The sequence below is a fragment of the Chitinophaga pinensis genome (assembly GCF_007896845.1).
Lineage (GTDB): Bacteria > Bacteroidota > Bacteroidia > Chitinophagales > Chitinophagaceae > Chitinophaga > Chitinophaga pinensis_C.
Map to the genome: position 1 here is coordinate 13,739 of NZ_VOHS01000038.1, position 20,813 is coordinate 34,551.

Here is a 20,813-nt window from a genome sequence, read left to right on the forward strand (position 1 = left end):
AACCCTATGGAACCTATATACAATACCCTGTCCCGCATCCCCAAATGTGACCAGGCATGGAATGAAATGAAGCCTTTATCGGGAGGGCGGCATTGCGCGAAGTGTGCAAAGCAGATTGTAGATTTTTCAGGTATGAGTGATGCAGCTATTGCTTTTTTTATGGCAGAAAGTGAAACCCCTGTTTGCGGTTTTTTTCTTCCGGTACAGTTGGAAAGGTTTAATAAGACAAAAGCAGCTTTGCCTGTTGCGATGGGAATAAGTGCATTGTTACTGACGAATGCTACATCGGCATCCGGAAATCCTGTGACCGGAACGGATATACAGCGCTATCAAAGTATAGAGGATAATTATGACGTCAAAGCATCATCCGTACCAATAAGCGATACTTTCAGACTTAAAGGCATAGTAAAATCAGACAGTGCCCAACAGGAACCTATCATCTATGCAAGCGTTATTATCAAAGGGCGGCAGATAGGGACTACAACAGATAAACATGGTGCATTTCATCTCACATATGTGTTGCCTGCCGATATTGATACCTTTGCCGTTATTGTCACTGTTGTCGGATTTGAAAGAAAGGAGTTTGTTTTTAATCGTGCAGGTGCCGGAGACATAGATATGGGAGAAATTCTGCTTCGGGAATCAGCTGCAATAGTATATAGAGTAGAAACAGTACGTTATCGCCACCCTTTACGCCGTTTCTGGAAAAAAATTACCCGTCCCCTCAGAAAACACTAATAGCAAGATCCCCAATAATACCATGACAAGAGAAGAATTAAAGGAAGCGCGTTACAAGCTGTTGTATGAACAGGAATCGGCCCGACAGGACCTCTTCAGCCAGATCATCCGCCGGAAACCCATTATTGATTCAACAGCAGATATCGCCGGTGAGGATTATGAAGCTATCAGGGCAGATGTAAATACCAGTAAGCTTTTTCTGCAAAGCAGTACTTTCGACAACAATCTGATGCTCGGTATCCTTGTATCATGCGTAATGACTGCGTGTTTCCTGTTTCAGGCTCTCCGGGATGATCGCGTGAATTTCAGGGAGGGATGGCTGCCCTATTTGTGTGTATGCCTGACATTAGTGATTGTATTAAGAAACGTGAAAATGTTGTTGTCAAAGACGCGACTGGAAATAAATGTGACTGGTATACTACATAACGATCGCATGTATACATGGGAAAATCTGTTGGATACTTACATTGTGACCGGCCGCGGGAGGAAGGCAGAATACCTGCTTGTTCTGCTGATGGATGATGGTGAGATCGTCAGGATAACGCTTAATAAATTTCATTCTTTACAATACAATCCGGCACTGGACATCAGTTATTATATTGAACACTACAAACAGTTAAGGGATAGAACAGTGTTAGCCGGGTAATGATATAACGTTATGATAATAAATAGTATAACTTTTCAGGCCCTTTGCTGCATTTTTACTGATAAAAATATTGGGAGATCCAAACGGCCGAATCAGCTGTTATATTGAGTACTTCGGAGGTATTCTGCCCTATTCTGCACGACATTTCGTACATTTACTGGATTATAATAATCACTATTGACTTTAGTCTGCTGGAAATCAGCTTGTTATGTGTAGTTATACCGGAATGTCACTATGCCCGGTTAAAAAGGAGGCAAAAGCAGGCAAACGCTTACAAACTCTTACTCACGAAAAACTAAAGCGCGACGGCTTTTTAAACACAATTCCCGGGTTGGCGAACTAATATTGGAAGAAATCAACCATCTATGCCAGATTGTTATGTATCTGTCAACCGGCTTAATTTGTCACACGTTATATGACTATGACATCCAAAGAAAGCAAAACCGTATCCTTCTTCACAATCTGTTATGAAGGCGACTGGGAACGCATTCTAAAGGAAAACCGCCTGGAACGCATTATCCGGCAGTGTAACTATGACTTTTTCGAAAAAGGTCTGATCATAAATAATGTCAAAGATCGCCCTACTGTTGAACAGTATGCGAAAGAGGCGGTACAGAAAGGCATTATTGATGTTTACTATTTCAGTGAGGACTACAGTGATGAAATCCTTACGAAGTTCTCTATTACACGGAATAGTTTCCACCTCGACTTCTATGACGGGTACTACTATAGTATAGGCCCGCTCAGTGCTGTATATCTTGCAAAAGGAAAATACCTCGTATATCTGACGGGTGACTGTCTTATCGAACCTCATTCCGTACCATGGATAGATGAGTCTGTAGAGCGGATGGAAATGATAGGAACATTTTGTTGCCAGTGCACGTGGTGTAGATACCAACATCGAATGTACCTGGTATACCTCCAAAGAAGATGATTCATTCTTCTATACACACGGTTTTTCTGATCAGTGTTTTATGGTAGAAACACGTCGTCTGCATGGTGATATCTATAATCACTATCACTACTATACGGAGCGATACCCTGTGTATGGCGGCCGTTTGTTTGAGAAACGTGTAAACAGTTATATGTGTGTGAAGCAGCTGGACAGGATCGTAAAAAAAGGTGCGTTCTATAGTCATGAAAAACTGCTGAACGCAGGACTGGAAGATGTCCAGACCAAACCAACATTCTCAAAGAAACTGAAGCGTATGGCTGGTAATTCTTCCCGTAAACTCAGAAAAGCGATCAACAAAAGGATCTTTGGTCATACCACAAAAGTAGACGGTATCGTAAAGAAATGGCATATCTGATAAGATATGATACTATAAAAGCAAGGGGCAGCTGTTTCAGCTGCCCCTTGCTTTTATAACCTATTGTATGGATTGCTGTTTTTCAAGATGTATATGCCCCCACCTGCGCATTTCCCTGATAACCGGATAGATCGTTTCTCCGTAAGGCGTCAGATAATACTCTACTCTTGGTGGTACCTCCGGAAAACTCTCTCTGCGGATGATCCCGTCTTTTTCCAGTTCGTCCAGTTGTCTGGATAACATCCGCTCACTGATAGTGGGCAATGTTCTGCGCATCTCTCCAAACCTGTTTCTCCCTTTTTTGATCAGGACGATCAGGGTGGTTTTACACTTCCCTTTGATGATCTGCAAAAAGACATCTGAAGGACATTGATACTCTATACTGCCTATCTCTTCCATAAATAAATATTTTGCTGATTATCAGTATTACTGAAATTTTTGTCCGGTACGGAACAAAATGTAACTACTTGTTTTTCTTGTTGTTTACGCTCAACTTTAATAAAAAATCAGAAGATGAACGAACTATTTAAGGCATTATTGATAAACGAGCAGGAGGGTAAATTTACAAAAGAAATCAAAGCACTGAGTCCTGATCAGCTGCCACAGCATGAATTGCTGATACGCGTGCACTACTCTTCTGTCAACTATAAAGACGCCTTATCAGCCACAGGCAATAAAGGCGTCACAAGAACGTATCCGCATGTTCCCGGTATTGATGCCGCCGGGGTAGTTGTGCGCTCCCAAAGTGAATTGTTTAAGGCAGGAGAGGAGGTGCTTGTTACCGGTTGGGATCTGGGAATGAATACCTGGGGTGGTTTCGGTGAATACATCAGTGTCCCTGCAGCATGGGCTTTAAAATTGCCCGGGGGCCTGTCCATGCAGGAAGCCATGAGTTTTGGTACTGCCGGACTTACCGCCGGACTTTCCATACACCGCCTGTTAAATGCAGGAATTAAGCCTGAAAATGGCGAAATAGCAGTTAGTGGAGCTACCGGAGGCGTAGGGAGTATTGCAGTCGCTATACTGGCTAAAAATGGCTTTAATGTGGCAGCAGTTTCCGGTAAAAAGGAAGAAGCGTTTTTATTGGATACACTGGGGGCAAAACGGATCATTCCACGGGATGAATTTTCAGCAACATATGATAAGAAACCTTTGTCGGCACCGACTTTTGCAGCCGGCATAGATACTGTCGGCGGACCAATACTTTCCGGTATGCTCAAAGCCACACATTACGGCGGGATTGTCACTGCCTGTGGAATGGTTGCTGCCAATGATCTGCATACTTCCGTATTCCCTTTTATATTGCGGGGTGTAACACTGGCAGGTATAGATTCTGTACAGGCGCCAATGGAGATCCGGCAGGAAGTGTGGACCTTGCTGGCCACTTCGTGGAAGCCTGCACAGCTGAATAACATGATAGAAGAAATCAGCCTCAGCGATTTACCTGAAAAGCTGGAAGCTATATTAGCCGGGAAGGCAAGGGGCAGGTATGTACTTGCACATGCGCATCGTTAGGCACGGAATGCTTTTTGTCCGGTTTTCAATAAACGAAACACAATGACAAGGACAAAGAAAACACGTGGCAGGAAGCGCGTCCAGCGTAAAAAAGGCAGTACAAAAAAGAATAAGCTGGGAGTAAAGAATTCTCTGGTGAATAATATTAACGCCCGGAAGAAACGGGGCCATTCCAGATCACGAAAAAACTCTACGGTCAGCAAGAAGAACTACCAGAAAATGGAAGAGAACTGGGAATAGCATCCGCATTAAAATGACTACTTTGCAACGTCATGAAATTACAGGAAGCTATTCAGTTGATACAGCATAAGGATCTATCCGTAAACAAGCCTGTTATGTGGGCCGATCTTGGCTGCGGATCAGGTACCTTTACAGCAGCGCTTGCGCATTATCTGTCTGCCGGCAGTACTATCTATGCCGTGGACAAAACATTATCGGCTGATCTGCAAATACCTGCTCCCGCCGGTGTACAGGTAAACCCTCAGCAACTTGATTTCGTAAAAGAAGACCTGCCATTTCCATCACTGGATGGAATCATGATGGCGAATGCATTGCATTATGTGAAAGATCAGCCGGCATTTGTACATAAGCTCAAAGAGATATTGCACCCCGGGGGAATATTAATGATTGTGGAATACGATACAGATATACCTGTACCGGTATGGGTACCACATCCACTCAGCTTTAACAGTCTGAAAAAATTATTTGGTGCAGCAGGATATCCACACATAGAAAAAACAGGAGAGAGACCGTCGGTATATGGACGTGCAAATATGTATGCATCACTTATAAAAAAATAATATTTTAATAATAATGAGGCAGGTGATGTTAAATATACACAATGCGGGTATAATGAGATATATTATCAATTTAATATGATGCTACAAATGTGAGCTGTGGAAAAATAACAGAAATATTTTTTTAATAAATAGTGAATCATCTCTATCCGTAACGGAGTCTGGCTCTGCTGTAATCCGGCCCCGGTTTTAAAGCAGGGCTTGTTTGTGTCTGTTTGTTCAACTGGCGGGCAGTGGCGTATTTTTTGTTATCCCTTTATTTGAAGTAATATTATCACATAATTCTTCTGCACAACGATGAGTCGTATTTGAACCAACGCAAGACAGGATAATGTTTTTGGTAACCTAACCCTTAATAATTGTAATGTGAAAATAGTTTTTCTCTGTGGTTCTCTGGAACCGGGACGGGATGGCGTGGGGGACTATTCAAGACGCCTGGCAAGTGAACTGATCCGTAAGCAACATGAGGTTGCAATAGTCGCCCTGAATGATAGAAGAATAACCGCCGTTTATCAGGGATCTCAGGCGAGCAATGAGATAAAGATCCCTGTACTTCGTCTGCCTGCTGCTATGGACGAACGTAAGCGTTTTGACTATGCGGGTGATTTTATTAAGCAGTTTGGGCCCGATTGGGTCAGTCTGCAATACGTGCCTTTCTCTTTTGAAAAAAGAGGATTGCCATTCTCTTTTAGTAATCATCTGAAACGTATTGATGGCAATTTCAGGTGGCACATCATGTTCCATGAGCTATGGGTGGGCCTGTACGGTTACAGCAATTTCAAGCTGAAGATGCTTGGATTGCTGCAGAAACTGATCATCAAACAGATGCTTTCTGCGATTAAGCCGGAGTCTGTCACTACTTCCATCGGTATCTATAAAAAGAGCCTCGGTTGGAAGGATGTGAACCTGATCCCTTTGTTCAGCAACATTCCTATTGTAACACCGCATCCGGTACAAAGTGATCGTTCAGGTAACATTACTGCGATCCATTTTGGCACCTTTACTTCTTCGCTGGAAGACTATAAGAGACAGATAGATTTCCTGAGCGCTATTGGCGAAAAAACAGGAAAGACAGTCTGTTTGCAGGTGATCGGAGATGGTGGTGCATACAAAGAAAAGGCGCTTGAAATTTCAAGACAGCTGCTTGGCAAAGAGAATGTAGTGGATTGCGGATTTCAATCTGAGGAATCTGTTTCCGGCTATATGTTAAAAGCAGATGTGGGCATATCACGTGCCGACTACGCATTGTTTGGAAAGAGCGGTTCTTCAATGGCAATGCTGGAACATGGTCTGCCGGTATTGTTAAGAGGAGATCGCCCGGAAGATGATATGATCGGGCAGGATTTTCCATTTAAAGAACAACTGCTTTATATCGATGATGCGCCTAAAGATCTGAAAAAAAATGAACCGGTCTACTTCCTCAATCAGGTGTCGGATATATTCCTCGACAGTCTGCAAGAGAAAGATAAAGAACAAGACCCCAATACGCTCATACTGGTCACAAGACCATAAGCTATAAAAGGGAAAGGCGTCTGCCATTGGCAGACGTCTTTTTTGTTTTTACTTCAGTGATTTGAAGTAGGAAACATTTCCCGCCATATCAACCTTCACAATTAAAATTTCACTGTTCTTTCTTAGTACCACAAAGTTGTTGTCTGCACCCTCAAATGCCGTATCAAACATCGTCATATCTGTATCGTTAAATTCGTTGTCGTCGTAGTTGATCACCTCTTCCACTTTGTAATTGCCATACTTTTTCTGAATTTCACGTTGTGCATTTGCCGGCAGATCTGAGTATGCCTTATCTTCTGTTGTTCCTACCAGTTCATTACGAATGTCATAGTAAGCTCTCATCTGATGGGTACCCGATGTAAAGGATGCTTCGTCGAAATATTTTGTTCTTTCAAAATTGATGTTGGTCGCATCAGGGAAGTCTTCGTAGAACTGCGTTTTTACAAAATCGTTGACCTGTGCTGTTTGTTCTTTGCGTGCTGCTTTTTTACCTTTTTTGTTATCGCTGTTTGGGGTATTGTGAGCAAAAGTTGCTGTAGAAATAAGCAAAACACCCGCTGCGAAAAGAATCTTTTTCATGACTTGTTCATTTAGTGTTTTATGAGAATGCACTACAAAGTTACATGCTCACTGAGCGGGTTATTATCAGGAATCGGTCAACAGGCGTTTCCTGTCGGTCAGCAGGTAAGGAGTATTGCCAGGCGGATAATAGTGATCGCAAAGCTTATATTTGAGTCATGAAGCATCTTTTATCCCTGTTGCTGCTGGTGTCTCTGAGTACCGCCGCAAGTCGCTCAGTTGCGCAGGAACCCCGAAATCTATTAAGTCGTTTTACCCGGCCGCAGTTAGAAGCGGCGTTATTACCTGCTGATAAATGGCATCCTTTTCCACTTGACGCTGCAGGGTGGAAACGTATACTCCCTGATTCTGTGCAACAGAGCATTCTCCGGCAGGCAGACACCTATCTGAAGATCCCTTTTGTTGCGATACCGGCATCTATGATGATGGAATATCAGAAAAACGGTGACCGCTCACGTTATGAGGAAATGTCCTTCAGGAAAAGAGACCAGCTCTTTACCATGACAGTGGCAGAGGCGATTGAACAGAAAGGTCGTTTTCTGACGGCTATCGTCAATGGGATCTGGTCGATATGTGAAGAAAGTTATTGGGGAGCTCCGGGTCATTTATACCTGCAGAAGGCGGGTATTGATCTGGCAGATGCAGAAGATCCTTCTGTGGATCTGTTTGTCAGCGAAACAGCTACTGTACTGGCCCTGACAGACTATCTGCTGGGTGCACAACTTGATAGTTATTCAAAGCTGTTACGCAGGCGTATCTATTATGAGGTGAACCGTCGTATGCTGACGCCACTGGAGAAAGACAGTGAGCGGTATTTCTATCTGAAAAAAGGAACAAAGGAATATCCTATTAATAACTGGAATCCGTGGGTGATCAGTAACTGGATGACCAGTCTGTTGTTGCTGGAAAAAAGTAATGAGCGTCGTGTGGCAGAACTGGAGCATGCCTTACACCTGCTGGATCACTATATCAATTTTATGGGTGAGGATGGTGCGGTGGATGAAGGTCCTGTCTACTGGTCCGGTGCTACCGGCAGGGTATTCGACGCGCTCACGGTATTGGAAAGTGCCACGGATGGCAAAATAAAGGTCTATGATGCTCCGATCATCAGCAATATGGCTGCTTATATCTATAAAATGCACATTGCGGGTAATTATTATATCAATGTGGCAGATGCGTCACCAGTAATTCCGACGGACGGACTTCTCTTATACCGTATGGGGAAAATGATGGGAGATCCTGTGATGAGAGACTTCGGTGCGTGGGCATTTCACAGGTATCCTATCCGGACACCTATCTCGGGGGATTTTGCTAAACCCCGGATGCTTTTCAATATGCAGGCCTGGATCGATTGCTCCCATAGTGAAGGCAGAGAACCGGTTATTGCAGACGTCTGGCTGGAAAGTATTCAACTGATGGCAGCAAGGGCCGGTAACGGGCTGTTTCTGGCCAGTCACGGTGGTCATAATGGAGAAAGCCATAACCATAATGATGTGGGCGATTTCATCGTATATGCGGCCGGACAGCCGGTTATTATTGATGTTGGATTAGGCACCTATACTGCCAGGACATTTTCAAAGGAAAGGTACCAGCTGTGGTATAACAGTTCTGCCTTTCATAATCTGCCTGCTATTAACAATATCCAGCAAAAAGAAGGCAGGAAGTTTGGCGCTAAGGATGTACAATACCATCAGGATCAGCAATCGGCTTCCCTGCATATGGATATAGCTGGGGCCTATCCGCCGGAAGCGGGTGTTGTGCGTTGGGAAAGGGAAGTCAGGATGGACAAACAGCAGGGGCAGGTTACCGTTACGGATGATTTTAACTTGTCAGCAGGCAGTCAGGCGCTCACACAGACACTGATGACTGTTTGTCCGGTGGATATCAGCCAGACCGGTACCATCCTTTTTAAAGTCTCCGGCGCAGCGCCTGTACAGTTAACATACGATCCACAATTATGGGAGGTGAAAACAGAAGTGATACCGTGTAAGGCACCGGATGAAAAACGCTTGTCGGATAACTGGTCGCATAAGCCGGTTACGCGCATCCTGTTGGTGTACAAGGAGAGCAGGAGTAGTGGGAGACATACGTTTATTATAAAGCATCAGGTTTAACAATCCGGGATCCGGAATTATCATATAGCGAAGATTACATTCATTTACAGATACTGAAATGCCGCCTCACCATTATCTGGTGGGCGGCATTGAATATCTTAATTCTTAATATTAATTAGCTGCTGCTTCTGTTTCTTTTGCGATTTTCACTTTCTCTTTTCTCAGTACGCGTGAATAGAGAGACAGTTTCGGATCGAATATAAACCAGAAGAAGAGTTTGGTCCATGATTTATGAGACAGCAGTGAATCATAGTAAGAAGGTGCTGTGTTTTTGATCTGTGGCAGTTTATTCCACGGAATGGATGGGAAATCATGGTGCTCGTTATGGAAACCTACGTTAAAAGCAACTGTGTTCAGAGGACCATAGTAGCTGTAGGTCTCCTGTACCGGGTCGAGGGTCAGGTAGTGTTCCTGTATCCAGCGTGCGCCCAGTGGGTGCAAACCTACAGACAGACAGAAGCTGATCAGCATATAGATCAGTGCTTTTGGTCCGAAGAAAGCGAAGATAGCCACGTCAAAAGCCAGCTGGATGATCCAGTTGATAGCCACCCAACGGTCAAATAATGAGATGTTCAGCCGGGCTGTACGGGTGATCTGGAAGATCGGGAAGAACAGGAACCACAGCATTTTACTCAGTGGGTTGTTGCTAACCAGTCTTGCTTCCCAGAAATCCGGCAGGTCAGCATCCAGATCATGTTCACCCTGATGAGCGTGGTGCTTCAGGTGATAGCGCTGGAAAGACACAGAGCTGGCGAAGATATGTGGCAGATTGGCTATTATGCCTGCCAGTAAGTTTGGTACTTTACCTTTGAATATAAGTCCATGGCTGGTTTCGTGAATCATCACCCATAATGCATGGCTGATGAATGCACCTGCCACATAAGACATCAGGATGATCAACCACCAGGAAGCATCGCGCAGCCAGTAAGAAAGACCTACCTGCGCTGCCACGAGGCCGACGATCACTAAAAATGTATAGGGATTTTTCCCTATAAGACCCTTCACCTCAGGATGTTGTTTAAGAATCTGCCTGACGCGGACGTGATGCGGATTCGGCTCATTACTCCACGTAAAATCAGTCGGTTTGTTACTCATATTATAGCTGTAATTCTTTTTTTGTTGAACGGTTTCATAGCATTTGGCAGGCTCTCCTTTTACAGTGGCAGCTCGCTTCAATAGATTGACAAATTCCTATACAAGGTTAGGAAAATATCTTTAACAAGGTATAGAAATTGAAATTCAGAGAATAAAATTAAGATTTTTTTATAAAACAGCTTAAAATGTTAATACCGAGTGAGTAGCGGCTGGCTGGAGATATAGGATGGGCGTGGAAATGGTAAAATAAGATCAGCAAATGCCCGGAAGAGTAAAGTGCTTATTCGTCGCAGATTCGTCACTAAGCCGTCGCTTATTCGTCGGAAAGCTGATTCTATAGTGTTGTTTCTTGTAAATCAAGCAGTTGCTTGTTATGGGGTAGGGGCAGGGTGATACTTTTTTAACAAGAATAGTCAGGGGCGTTCTTAAAATGAAAACAGCCGGAAATTGTTCCGGCTGTCTGATAAGCAATTACTTGCAACTCTTTGTATAATCTTCTGCCATCTTAAGGTAAGCGGCCTCTGTCTTGAAATCGTAACTGTTGAGCTTCGCTACCATTTCAGGACAATCTTTGAAGTACTCCTTCATCATCTCGTCTCTCTTTTTGAACCAGTCGCGGCCCTGATTGGCAACTTCTTCTTCGTTAGGACGGATGAACACGATCGCGTTGGTCGCGTCTTCTCCAAAGTTCTCTTTCAGGATCCTGATCTTCGGAGAACTGTAGATGACCTGTAAGGGGTAGTTTTTGGTACGGATCATATCCAGACTTACGGAATTGTTCTGCTCGAATACCGGCTTGAACTTGTGGACTTCGTAAGTTTTGCCCAGAAAACCGAATGAATTTACTTCAGACAGTTTATAGCTTTTACGTCTTGGTTTCTCTTTTTCGATGATCTCGAATTTTACGTATTTGCCGGCATCCAGATCTACGATAGAGCCTTTGAAGTGTTCGTCTATGTAGCGGCCTTTGATGGTATCGCCCTGAGAAAGCAGTATCCAGCCTTCAGACAGTTTCTCAGTAGAGAACATATCGCTTCTGATCTCTCCGGAAGAGGAATCCAGTGGATATTTACGGTCATTCGCGGTAGCGTAATAACCTTTCAGTTCTTTTGACAGTGAACCACGGATTTCGTAGTCACTTCTTACACCGAGGAATTTGCCGGAGTTCGCATACAGGGTATCCAGTGCATCTCTCAGTCTGGCGGTATCATATGCCAGATAATAGAGGAAAGACAGTTCTGAGTAAGCAGCTACTTTAATCGGCTTGATATTGTACTCGGCAGGGTACTGCTGATTGGCCATCTGCAGGAAAGACTGCTCAAAAGGTTTGATGACATTGCTGTAATCAGTGGTTTCTTTTTTCTTCAGGGTACTTATCAGGGCTTCGTTCAGTGAATCGATCACTACGAACTCAGGATATTTCTTCTTTGCTTTGGCAATGAAAGGCAGATTGATGGTTTGTGTCTGGTAGCCATCCACAAACTTCTTTTCTGCATCACCAGCCAGTCTTTTCACATTTTTGAATACGATACGATAGAGATCTACTGCTTTTGGATTAGCCAGCAGTTTGGTGAAATCGTTGGTGATCTGGTCAGCTGTAGCCAGCGTTTCCTGTCCGGAGATCTTGTGTGTTTTATTAAAATAAGGCTCTCCTTTTTTGTTCATCACGACCTCCCTTATAATACCTTCCACGTTGTAGGCGAGGCTGAAGCCATTGCTCACGGAAGAGATGCTCATTTTGTCTATCAGGTAAGCCACAGTAAGGTCGCCTGCATCAGCGGTAGACCTGATGCCTGCTTTAGACAGTTCCTGCATGATGCTGACGCGGAACTGATCGACGGCAGCTTCTTTATTGGCCGAAGAATTCAACAGGTTTTCCAGTAAACCTTTGTCGAGGTCTGCCAGATAGAAGATCTTTTTGTGTTCGCTGAAATGCTGGTCCTCCGCAAAGCGGTAAACAGGAGCGGTAAACTCCTGATAGCTGACGGTCTGGGCGCTGAGTTGCTGAAAGGCAGATAGCAACATGGTGCCAATCGCCAGGTAAAGGGATCTTGTTTTCATGGTATATCAGGTTATGTGCCCGCGAAGATAAAAGGAGCTAAAGGGGGAGGGTGAGTAATCCCGTTGAGTACTCAATTTTTACGTATTTCTACTTGAGTAGAATGAGGAATATACCTGTGGTGTATGGGCATAAAAAAAGCCGTCTACCATATGGCAGACGGCCTTTTTCATTTCATCCTGCTTATTTAAACAGGTTGAGGGTTGCGCCTATTTCATAGGTGCCATCCACATAGGTTTTTATACCTCCTGTCTGCGTAGTATACATTGCCTGTATGCCTACGGTTTTCAGAATGTTTACACCAATGCCTGCTGTCAGACTTTTGGAAGTATGATATACAGCCATGACGTTAGCCACATCATTGAGGAAAGAAACGTTCACGCCGGCATCGAGGATATTGTCATATCCGCGTACACCGCGATAGCATACTTTCGGTTCGATTGATGAGATGGTCTCATCGATGGCAAACCGGTAAGCTGCAGCGGTAAAGAATATACCACCACCGTCTACGGCTTTGTTATCGCCTGTGAAGAGACTTCTCACGTTTGGAATAGATGCCTGTAACGTCAGTTTGGTATCAGTGTAGGCCATACCATATTCCGCCTCGAAATAGTTATCACGACGGTTGAATGCACCCACAGACGGATCGTTCATATCTCCGTCCAGATTTTTGTAGTCGATACGCTGTACGTTCCATGCCAGGGATAATCCGAAATGCAGTTGCTGATCCGGATTGGTCAGGGGCAGGTGATAAGCATATGTCAGGGCTACGCGGGTTCTGTTGATCAGACCAGCTACGTCGTTAAAGACGTGTACACCGGCACCGACTCTGCTACCCATTGCAGCATCTGCTGAGAAGAACTTTGTTACGGGCGCTCCCTCGATACCACCCCACTGACGGCGGTAAGCGCCGTTGAAGTGGACTCCTTTTTCCAGACCAGCCATAGCAGGGTTTGCCAGGTACTGATTCTGAAAATACTGCGTGCCTGAAGGCTCCAGCAATGCCTGTGCATTACTGAGAGACTGAGCGTCTGCATGTTGGTTCATGCCAGCAGCCAATAAAAGGCTGCTGACGATGAACGAACGTATTTTAAGTTTATAGCTCATAATACTTGTTGTTAGTGGGTTATCTTCTGTCTCTGATAATTGTGATATAACCTTTCGCTGTTTTAGCACCACCTTCTATCGTTAATACGTAGTAGTAAGTACCTTCTGCCAGCGGACTGCCATTGTATGTACCATCCCAGTCATTGCTATAATTCCTGCGGGTATAAATCAGGCGGCCGGTACGATCGAAGATTTTCACTTCATTATCAGGATAGCTATCCAGATTACGGATCACCCATTTATCATTCTTACCATCACCATTTGGCGTCAGGAGGTTGGTTGCATCCACCTTGAAGTCTGCTATTACATTCACGGTGAAGTCAGCGGTATTGCTACAACCTGCAGCATTGCTTACTGTCACGTGATAAGTAGTATTCTCCATTGGTCTTACTTCCAGTACTGCGCTCTGCTGACCGCTGATAATACCGTCTGCAGCATCCCATTTGAAGATAGTACCACCGGTTGCTGTCAGGTGTACGATATCTCCTTTAGAGATAGTAGCGCCTTTATCGCTGGTGATAGTTACCTGGCCAAGGGTAGCCACGGTGATATTGAATGAGCGTTGCAGTGTATCGACACCACCATTTGCTACACCACCGTTGTCTTTGATGGTAACAGTTACTTTGGCTGTGCCGGTTGCACTTGTTTTCAGCTGGTAGGTAACCACGCCTGCTGCGCTTACGCTCAGCTGATCGAAGTTGCCAGGTTTGTCAGTGATGATAGCGAAGCTATAAGTCTGTGCAGGCTCGGTTGCAGATGCACCTGTCAGCTGGATCGTGTGTACGGATCCTTCAGGACAGATGGTCGTGTTACCGATCGGATCCAGGGTTGGAGCCAGGTTCTTTTCCTTCACATTAATAGTAACCGGTACTGCTACGCTGGTATTCAGTCCGTCGCTTACTGTTACAGTCAGCGTTACGGTGCTGTTTACTTTAGCGTTCAGTTTCGTCTGGTCGAGTACCAGTACGTTACCATTTGCGTCGATTGAGAACGCGCCGTTTGAATCATCTGTTACGATAGTCCATGTCTGTAAAGTACCTGCTGCTTCAGTAGCGATTACTTTACCTGCCAGTGTACCCACCGCGCTTCTTTCGATCACATCGAAGGACTGACCGGCAGTGATTACCGGAGCGGTCGCATCGTAGGTCAGGGTCAGCGTGTTGGATGCAGTGTTACCGTTAGATACTACGTTCACGGCCTGACCGGCAGGCAGCTGGATAGTTACGGTACCATCTGCGGTTGGTGTTACCTGCAGGGTATAAGTGATGTTGTCTGTAGTAGACAGTGTACCTGCTGTACCATTGGTGATGTTGAAGTCACCTGCTGCCAGACCGCTGACTGCTTCGTTGAACACGATCGTTACGGTGAACGGTGTGTTTGTGCGGGCAGGAGCGTTAGTAGACAGCTGTACTGACGGAGACGCGGTGTGAACAAATACGCCGGTAGTATTACCTACGCTGTTCAGTACCAGGTTCGCGTTGTTGGTAGCGGCATCTTTAATAGTACCACCATTCAGGGTCAGCGTACCTACAGTGATACCGTCCAGATCCATCTGGCCCGGTTGTACTGTGTAGCTGAATACCAGACCATTTGCACCTGCAACACGGTTGTATGCTGCCTGTACATTGGTTGTACCGATGGTGATGTTGATAGCTGGGGTACCACCTGTTGTACTCAGGGTGATCGCCTCGCTGAAGGTAACCGTGAATTCCAGTGTCTGGCCGGCTTTATAGTAGCCATTCGCAGGAACTGCTACGGAAGTTACTACAGGAGCAGTAGCGTCGTAAGTAACGCTCAGCGTGTTGGAAGCCTGTGTAGCATTGTTGCCAATGTTTACAGCAGCAGCTGCCGGTAACTGAACGGTTACAGCGCCATCCGCAGCCGGTGTAACTGTTACGGTGTAAGTGATGTTGTCGGTAGTCTGCAGGTTAGAAACAGCTGCATTCGTAGCGGTGAAGTCACTTGCCGTCAGACCTGTAACTGCTTCGCTGAATGTTACAGTCGCAGTGAACGGAGCGTTCACCAGTGCAGCAGCGGAAGTCAGTACAACGGTAGCGTGTGTGGTGTTCACTTTTACGTTACTGGTGTTACCTACATTATGAAGGCTGAGATCAGCATTGTTGCCTACTGCATCTCTGATGGTTGCACCATTGATAGCGAGTACGCCCAGCTGGATACCGTCCATATCCTGATCGCCATCTACTACAGCATAGCTGAAGTTCAGACCGTCTGTACCTGCGAGACCTGTGTAGGCTGCATTTACATTGGTAGCACCGATTGCGATTGTCAGATAAGGAGTACCACCTGTTGTGTTCAGGGTGATGTTTTCGCTGAACTTAACGGTGAAGTTCAGTACATCGCCTGCTTTGTAGTAACCGTCAGCCGGTACAGTTACAGATGTCACCACCGGAGCAGTTACATCGTAAGTGAGGCTGATGGTGTTAGAAGCCTGATTACCGTTGTTACCGATGTTCACAGCTACATCTGCAGGAACGTTTACAGCAACAGTACCATCCGCAACTGGTGTAACCAGTATAGTGTAAGTGATGTTGTCTGTAGTCTGCAGGCTGCTTACTGCTGCATTGGTTGCGGTTACATCAGCAGGGGTGAAGCCAGTAACAGCTTCGCTGAAGATGATAGTCGCGGTGAACGGTGCATTTGTTAATGCAGGAGCGGTTGTAGAAACAGTCACTGTTGGGTGTACTGTGTTTACAAACACGTTGTTGGTAGGAGCGATACCGTTCAGTGTCAGGTTCGCGTTGTTGGTCGCAGCATCTTTGATGGTTGCGCCATTCAGCGTCAGGGCACCTACAGTGATACCGTCCATATCCAGATCACCATCTACGACAGTGTAGCTGAAGCTCAGACTATTGCTACCATTTGTTGTGTTGGCAGCAGTTACGGTGTTTGTACCGATAGTCAGGCTCAGTTGCGGTGTACCGCCTGTAGTGTTGATCGTGAGGTTTTCGTTGAAATGAACGATGAAGTTCAGTACGTCACCTGCTTTATAATAACCATTTACCGGAACATTTACGGAAGTAACCACCGGAGCAGTTGCATCGTAAGTGAGGCTGAGGGTATTAGAAGCCTGGTTACCGTTGTTACCGATGTTGGTAGCTACGTCAGCCGGAACATTCAGGCTTACCGCACCATCTGCAGCTGGTGTAACCAGTACAGTGAAGGTGATGTTGTTGGTAGTCTGTAAGCTGCTCAGGGTCGCGTTAGTAGCCGTCACATCTCCGATTGCAAATCCACTTACTGCTTCACTGAAAGTGATAGTAGCGGTGAATGGTGCGTTGGTTGGTGAAGCAGCAGCAGTAGACAGGGTTACTGTCGGATGCGTTGTGTTCACAAACACGTTGTTGGTCGGATTGACGTTGTTCAGCGTAGTGTTCGCATTGTTACCTGCGAGGTCTCTGATAACTGCGCTATTCAACGCTAATGTACCTACCTGAATACCATCCATATCCATGTCGCCATCAACTACGGTGTAGCTGAAGTTCAGACCGTCGGAACCGTTGGTGCCGGTATAAGTTGCCTGTACTGTTGTGCTACCGATGATCACACTCAGAGCAGGGTTACCAGCTGTAGTGTTCACATTGATATTCTCACTGAATCTTACAATGAAGTTCAGTACATCGCCTGCTTTATAGTAAGCAGCGGCAGGAACGGCTACGGAAGCTACAACCGGTGCGGTTGCGTCATAAGTTACCGTCAGTGTGTTGGACACCTGTGTCGGGTTGTTACCGATGTTAACGGCAGCAGCTGCTGGTACCTGAACGGTCACAACGCCATCTGCAATTGGTGTAACTGTAACGGTGTAAGTGATATTGTCTGTAGTCTGCAGATTAGTAACAGCACCATTTGTAGCGGTGAAGTCGCCTGCTGTCAGACCAGTTACTGCTTCGCTGAAGGTAGCTGTTACAGTGAACGGTGTGTTCACGAGTGTAGCCGGAGCAGTCAGCACCACAGTAGCGGTGGTAGTGTTTACTCTTACATTGGCAGTGTTACCAACATTGTTCAGTGTCAGGTCGGCATTGTTGGTAGTTGCATCCTGTATAGTTGCACCATTCAGCGCCAGTGCACCTACTGTGATACCGTCCATATCCTGATCGCCTGTCACTACTGTGTAGGCGAAGTTCAGACCGTCTGCATTATCCATACCTGTATAGGTAGCGTTCACAGTAGCGGTACCGATCGTCAGGGCGAGGGTCGGACTACCACCTGTTGTATTCAGGGTGATGTTTTCGCTGAATCTCACGGTGAAGTTCAGTGCATTACCTGCTTTATAATAACCATTCGCTGGTACGGTTACGGAAGTAACAGTTGGAACGATACCATCCACTAATACAAGGGAAGTATTACCAACGTTATTCAGGGTGAGGGTAGCATTATTGGTAGCTGCATCTTGAATAGCAGCACCATTCAATGTCAGTGCATTGATTGCAATACCGTTCTGATCAAAGTCACCGTTCTGCACTGTGTAAGTGAAGTTCAGACCATCTGCGCCATTGGTACCTGTGTAGGTAGCATTTACAGTAGCTGTACCGACTGTCAGTGTCAGGGCTGGATTACCACCTATGGTGTTCAGGATGATATCTTCACTGAAACGAACGATGAAGTTAAGTGGTTCACCAGACTTGTAGTTACCATTTACAGGAACCGCTACACTTGTCACTACCGGAGCAGTAGCGTCGTAGTCAACTGACAGTGTGTTAGAAGCCTGTGTTGCATTGTTGCCAATGTTAACAGCAGCAGCTGCCGGTAACTGAACAGTTACAGTGCCATCCGCAGTTGGCGTAATGGTTACGGTGTAAGTGATATTGTTGGTGGTCTGCAGTGCGGAAGCTGTACCGTTTGTAACGGTGAAGTCGCCGGCAGTCAGACCTGTTACTGCTTCACTGAAGGTTGCTGTTACGGTGAACGGAGCGTTCACGAGTGCAGCAGCAGTTGTCGTCAGTGCAACAGTAGCGCTGGTGGTGTTTACAAATATACCAGTAGTTGGCGCTACGCTGTTCAGTGTCAGGTTCACGTCGTTGGTAGCTGCATCCTTAATGGTTCCACCATTCAGTGTCAGTGTACCTATTGTGATACCATCCATATCCTGATCGCCATCTACTACAGTGTAAGCGAAGTCCATACCATTTGTACCGTTTGCGGCAGTATAGCTGGCATTTACAACGGTAGAACCGATGGTGAGGGACAGTTGTGGAGTACCAGCAACCGTGATGTTTTCATTGAAGTTTACAGTGAAGTTCAATACATCACCAGCTTTGTAGTAACCATTCGGCGGCACAGCTACAGATGTTACTACCGGAGCAGTTGCATCGTAAGTCAGGCTCAGGGTATTAGACGCCTGATTACCGTTGTCACCGATATTCACGGCTGCATCGGCAGGAAGACTTACGTTGACTGTGCCATCCGTACCAGGTGTAACCAGTACAGTATAAGTGATGTTGTCACTTGTTGTTGGTGTGCCCGGTGTTCCGTTTGTTACAGTGAAGTCACTTGCATTGAGGCCTGTTACAGCTTCGCTGAAGGTCACCGTCATGTTGAACGGAGCATTGAGTGGTGAAACCGCCGCAGTAGACAGGTTTACTGTCGGATGCGTGGTGTTCACTCTTACCATGAAGGTATTGCCAACGCTGTTCAGAGTGAGGTTTGCATTGTTGGTAGCTGCATCTCTGATGGTTGCACCATTGAGTGCGAGGGCACCTACTGTGATGCCGTCCATATCCTGTTCGCCGGCAACTACGGTGTAGCTGAAGTTCAGTCCATCAGTACCGTTGGTACCGGTGTATGTAGCTGCTACACTGGTTGAACCGATGGTCAGGTTCAAGGTCGGGTTACCACCTGCTGTGTTAATCGTGATGTTTTCATCAAATCTGACAGTGAAGTTTAATGCCTGACCTGCTTTATAATATCCATTTGCCGGAACTGCCACAGAGGATACAACCGGAGCGGTTGCGTCATAAGTGAAGTTGTAGGTATTGGATGCCTGGTTGCCGTTACCCGCAATATTAGCTGTTTTATTTGCAGGTAGACTCAGACTAAAGTTACCATCCATGCTCGGCGCAAGCTGCACAGTGTAGGTAATATTGTCGGTCGTAGACACATTTGAAACTGTAGTGGACAGGATAGTGAAATCGGCCGCTGTTAAACCGGTTACTGCTTCACTGAAAGTGACAGTTACCGTGAACGGCGCATTGTTAGGTGAAGGTGTGACAGGAGTGATGTTCACTGTCGGGTGAGTGGTATTCACTTTTACACCAGCACCGTTACCTATGCTGTTCAGTGTGAGGATTGCGTTGTTGGTTGCTGCGTCCAGAATAGTACCGCCGCCACCAAGTGATATGCCGGCACCGAGCCCGATACCATCCATATCTTCATCGCCTGCCTGTACTGTATAACTGAAAGTAAGTGCATTGGTACCTGTACCTGCGCTGTAAGTAGCCGGTAAGATACCGCTGTTCATGTTCACCGCAATGTATGGTATACCACCTGCTGTAGTTACGTTCACTACTTCACTGAAATTAACAGTGAAATTGAGTACGTTGCCTTCTACGTAGTAACCGTTAGCCGGCATTACCACAGATGTTACTACCGGAGCTGTAAAGTCTGCTGTAACACTTACGGTGTTAGACGCCAGTGATGGGTTGGTACCAATGTTCTCTGCTGCAGCTGCAGGCAGGTTGACAGTGGTTGTACCATTTGTATTTGGCGTGATCGTTACTGTATAAGTGATGTTGTCTGTCGTCTGCAGAGCGGAAGCTATACCATTTGTAACGGCAAAGTCGCTTTCTGTCAGACCAGCTACTGCTTCACTGAAGACAGCTGTTACAGTGAAATCACCGTTCACAGGTGTAGACGGTGCAGACAATGTTACCGTAGGAATGTTTGTGTTCACTCTTACGTTGGCAGTGCTGGCGATATTATTCAGTGTGATGTTGGCGTTGTTAGTTGCCTGATCAGTGATCGTTCCGCCATTGAGTGACATTCCGGTTATCTGAATACCATCTGCGTCATTATTACCGCTAACTACTGTATAACGGAATTGCAATGTGTTTGGAGCAGATTTGCCGATGTAGTCAGCCGCTACAACTGTTCCACCGATGTTCAGTGCAACATATGGACTACCACCTGCAGTGGTGACAGCAATTGCTTCACTGAAATCTACGGTGATGTCAAGGTTTTGTCCTGCTTTGTAATATCCATCCGCTGGTACACCTACTGCTGTTACCACTGGTGGTGTAAAGTCAGCTGTGCGGCTGACCGTATTGGATACGGAGTTCGGGTTACCGCCGATATTTACGCGGAACCAGCAGGCAGTTCAATGCTAAC

At 45.8% G+C, this 20,813-nt stretch carries 15 protein-coding genes; 9 read left to right on the forward strand and 6 right to left on the reverse strand.

Annotated elements, in window-relative coordinates:
- Positions 1 to 132 precede the first annotated feature (132 nt).
- The 4 genes from FEF09_RS24215 to FEF09_RS24230 all read left to right on the forward strand — a co-directional run bounded on the left by FEF09_RS24215 (position 133) and on the right by FEF09_RS24230 (position 2,694).
- Positions 133 to 738 (forward strand): carboxypeptidase-like regulatory domain-containing protein, encoded by a 606-nt coding sequence (locus FEF09_RS24215; RefSeq protein WP_186774498.1) that lies wholly within the window; start codon positions 133 to 135, stop codon positions 736 to 738.
- Positions 739 to 760: 22 nt separating this feature from the next.
- Entirely contained in the window at positions 761 to 1,384 is a 624-nt protein-coding gene (locus FEF09_RS24220) for a hypothetical protein (RefSeq protein WP_146307502.1), read from the forward strand.
- A gap of 421 nt (positions 1,385 to 1,805) precedes the next feature.
- Complete coding sequence (locus FEF09_RS24225; protein ID WP_222597111.1) at positions 1,806 to 2,318, forward strand: hypothetical protein; 513 nt, start codon at positions 1,806 to 1,808, stop codon at positions 2,316 to 2,318.
- A gap of 40 nt (positions 2,319 to 2,358) precedes the next feature.
- Positions 2,359 to 2,694 carry a hypothetical protein gene (locus FEF09_RS24230; protein ID WP_146307506.1) on the forward strand — a complete coding sequence of 112 codons (336 nt, stop codon included), beginning with the start codon at positions 2,359 to 2,361 and terminating at the stop codon, positions 2,692 to 2,694.
- Between the two features lie 60 nt (positions 2,695 to 2,754).
- Here FEF09_RS24230 and FEF09_RS24235 read toward each other — a convergent pair whose 3' ends face one another.
- Complete coding sequence (locus FEF09_RS24235) at positions 2,755 to 3,093, reverse strand: winged helix-turn-helix transcriptional regulator (protein ID WP_146307507.1); 339 nt, start codon at positions 3,091 to 3,093, stop codon at positions 2,755 to 2,757.
- Between the two features lie 114 nt (positions 3,094 to 3,207).
- On the opposite strand from FEF09_RS24235, the gene FEF09_RS24240 reads away from it, so the two are divergent.
- From FEF09_RS24240 to FEF09_RS24255, 4 genes are all read left to right on the forward strand, one after another.
- A complete protein-coding gene (locus tag FEF09_RS24240; protein ID WP_146307509.1) occupies positions 3,208 to 4,209 on the forward strand; it encodes a YhdH/YhfP family quinone oxidoreductase in 1,002 nt (333 codons plus the stop codon).
- 42 nt (positions 4,210 to 4,251) lie between these two features.
- Positions 4,252 to 4,449: a hypothetical protein gene (locus FEF09_RS24245; protein WP_146307511.1), complete on the forward strand. Its 198-nt coding sequence runs from the start codon at positions 4,252 to 4,254 to the stop codon at positions 4,447 to 4,449.
- A gap of 32 nt (positions 4,450 to 4,481) precedes the next feature.
- Positions 4,482 to 5,009, forward strand: coding sequence for a class I SAM-dependent methyltransferase (locus FEF09_RS24250; RefSeq protein WP_146307512.1), 528 nt, complete (start codon positions 4,482 to 4,484; stop codon positions 5,007 to 5,009).
- A gap of 363 nt (positions 5,010 to 5,372) precedes the next feature.
- Positions 5,373 to 6,518, forward strand: coding sequence for a glycosyltransferase (locus FEF09_RS24255; protein ID WP_146307514.1), 1,146 nt, complete (start codon positions 5,373 to 5,375; stop codon positions 6,516 to 6,518).
- 48 nt (positions 6,519 to 6,566) lie between these two features.
- Here the strand turns inward: FEF09_RS24255 and FEF09_RS24260 are convergent, their stop codons facing one another.
- Complete coding sequence (locus tag FEF09_RS24260) at positions 6,567 to 7,097, reverse strand: hypothetical protein (RefSeq protein WP_146307516.1); 531 nt, start codon at positions 7,095 to 7,097, stop codon at positions 6,567 to 6,569.
- A 158-nt stretch (positions 7,098 to 7,255) separates the two neighbouring features.
- Between FEF09_RS24260 and FEF09_RS24265 the strand changes: the two genes are divergently transcribed.
- The gene (locus FEF09_RS24265; RefSeq protein WP_146307517.1) at positions 7,256 to 9,211 is read left to right on the forward strand and encodes a heparinase II/III family protein; all 1,956 of its coding nucleotides are present in this window, start codon (positions 7,256 to 7,258) and stop codon (positions 9,209 to 9,211) included.
- A gap of 111 nt (positions 9,212 to 9,322) precedes the next feature.
- On the opposite strand, the gene FEF09_RS24270 is transcribed toward FEF09_RS24265, so the two are convergent.
- From FEF09_RS24270 to FEF09_RS24285, 4 genes are all read right to left on the reverse strand, one after another.
- Positions 9,323 to 10,306 (reverse strand): fatty acid desaturase, encoded by a 984-nt coding sequence (locus FEF09_RS24270; protein WP_146307519.1) that lies wholly within the window; start codon positions 10,304 to 10,306, stop codon positions 9,323 to 9,325.
- A 471-nt stretch (positions 10,307 to 10,777) separates the two neighbouring features.
- Positions 10,778 to 12,367, reverse strand: a complete 1,590-nt coding sequence (locus FEF09_RS24275; protein ID WP_146307521.1) for a hypothetical protein — start codon at positions 12,365 to 12,367, stop codon at positions 10,778 to 10,780.
- Positions 12,368 to 12,548: 181 nt separating this feature from the next.
- Positions 12,549 to 13,472 (reverse strand): PorP/SprF family type IX secretion system membrane protein, encoded by a 924-nt coding sequence (locus FEF09_RS24280; RefSeq protein ID WP_146307522.1) that lies wholly within the window; start codon positions 13,470 to 13,472, stop codon positions 12,549 to 12,551.
- A 19-nt stretch (positions 13,473 to 13,491) separates the two neighbouring features.
- Entirely contained in the window at positions 13,492 to 20,715 is a 7,224-nt protein-coding gene (locus FEF09_RS24285; protein ID WP_146307524.1) for an Ig-like domain-containing protein, read from the reverse strand.
- Positions 20,716 to 20,813: the final 98 nt, after the last annotated feature.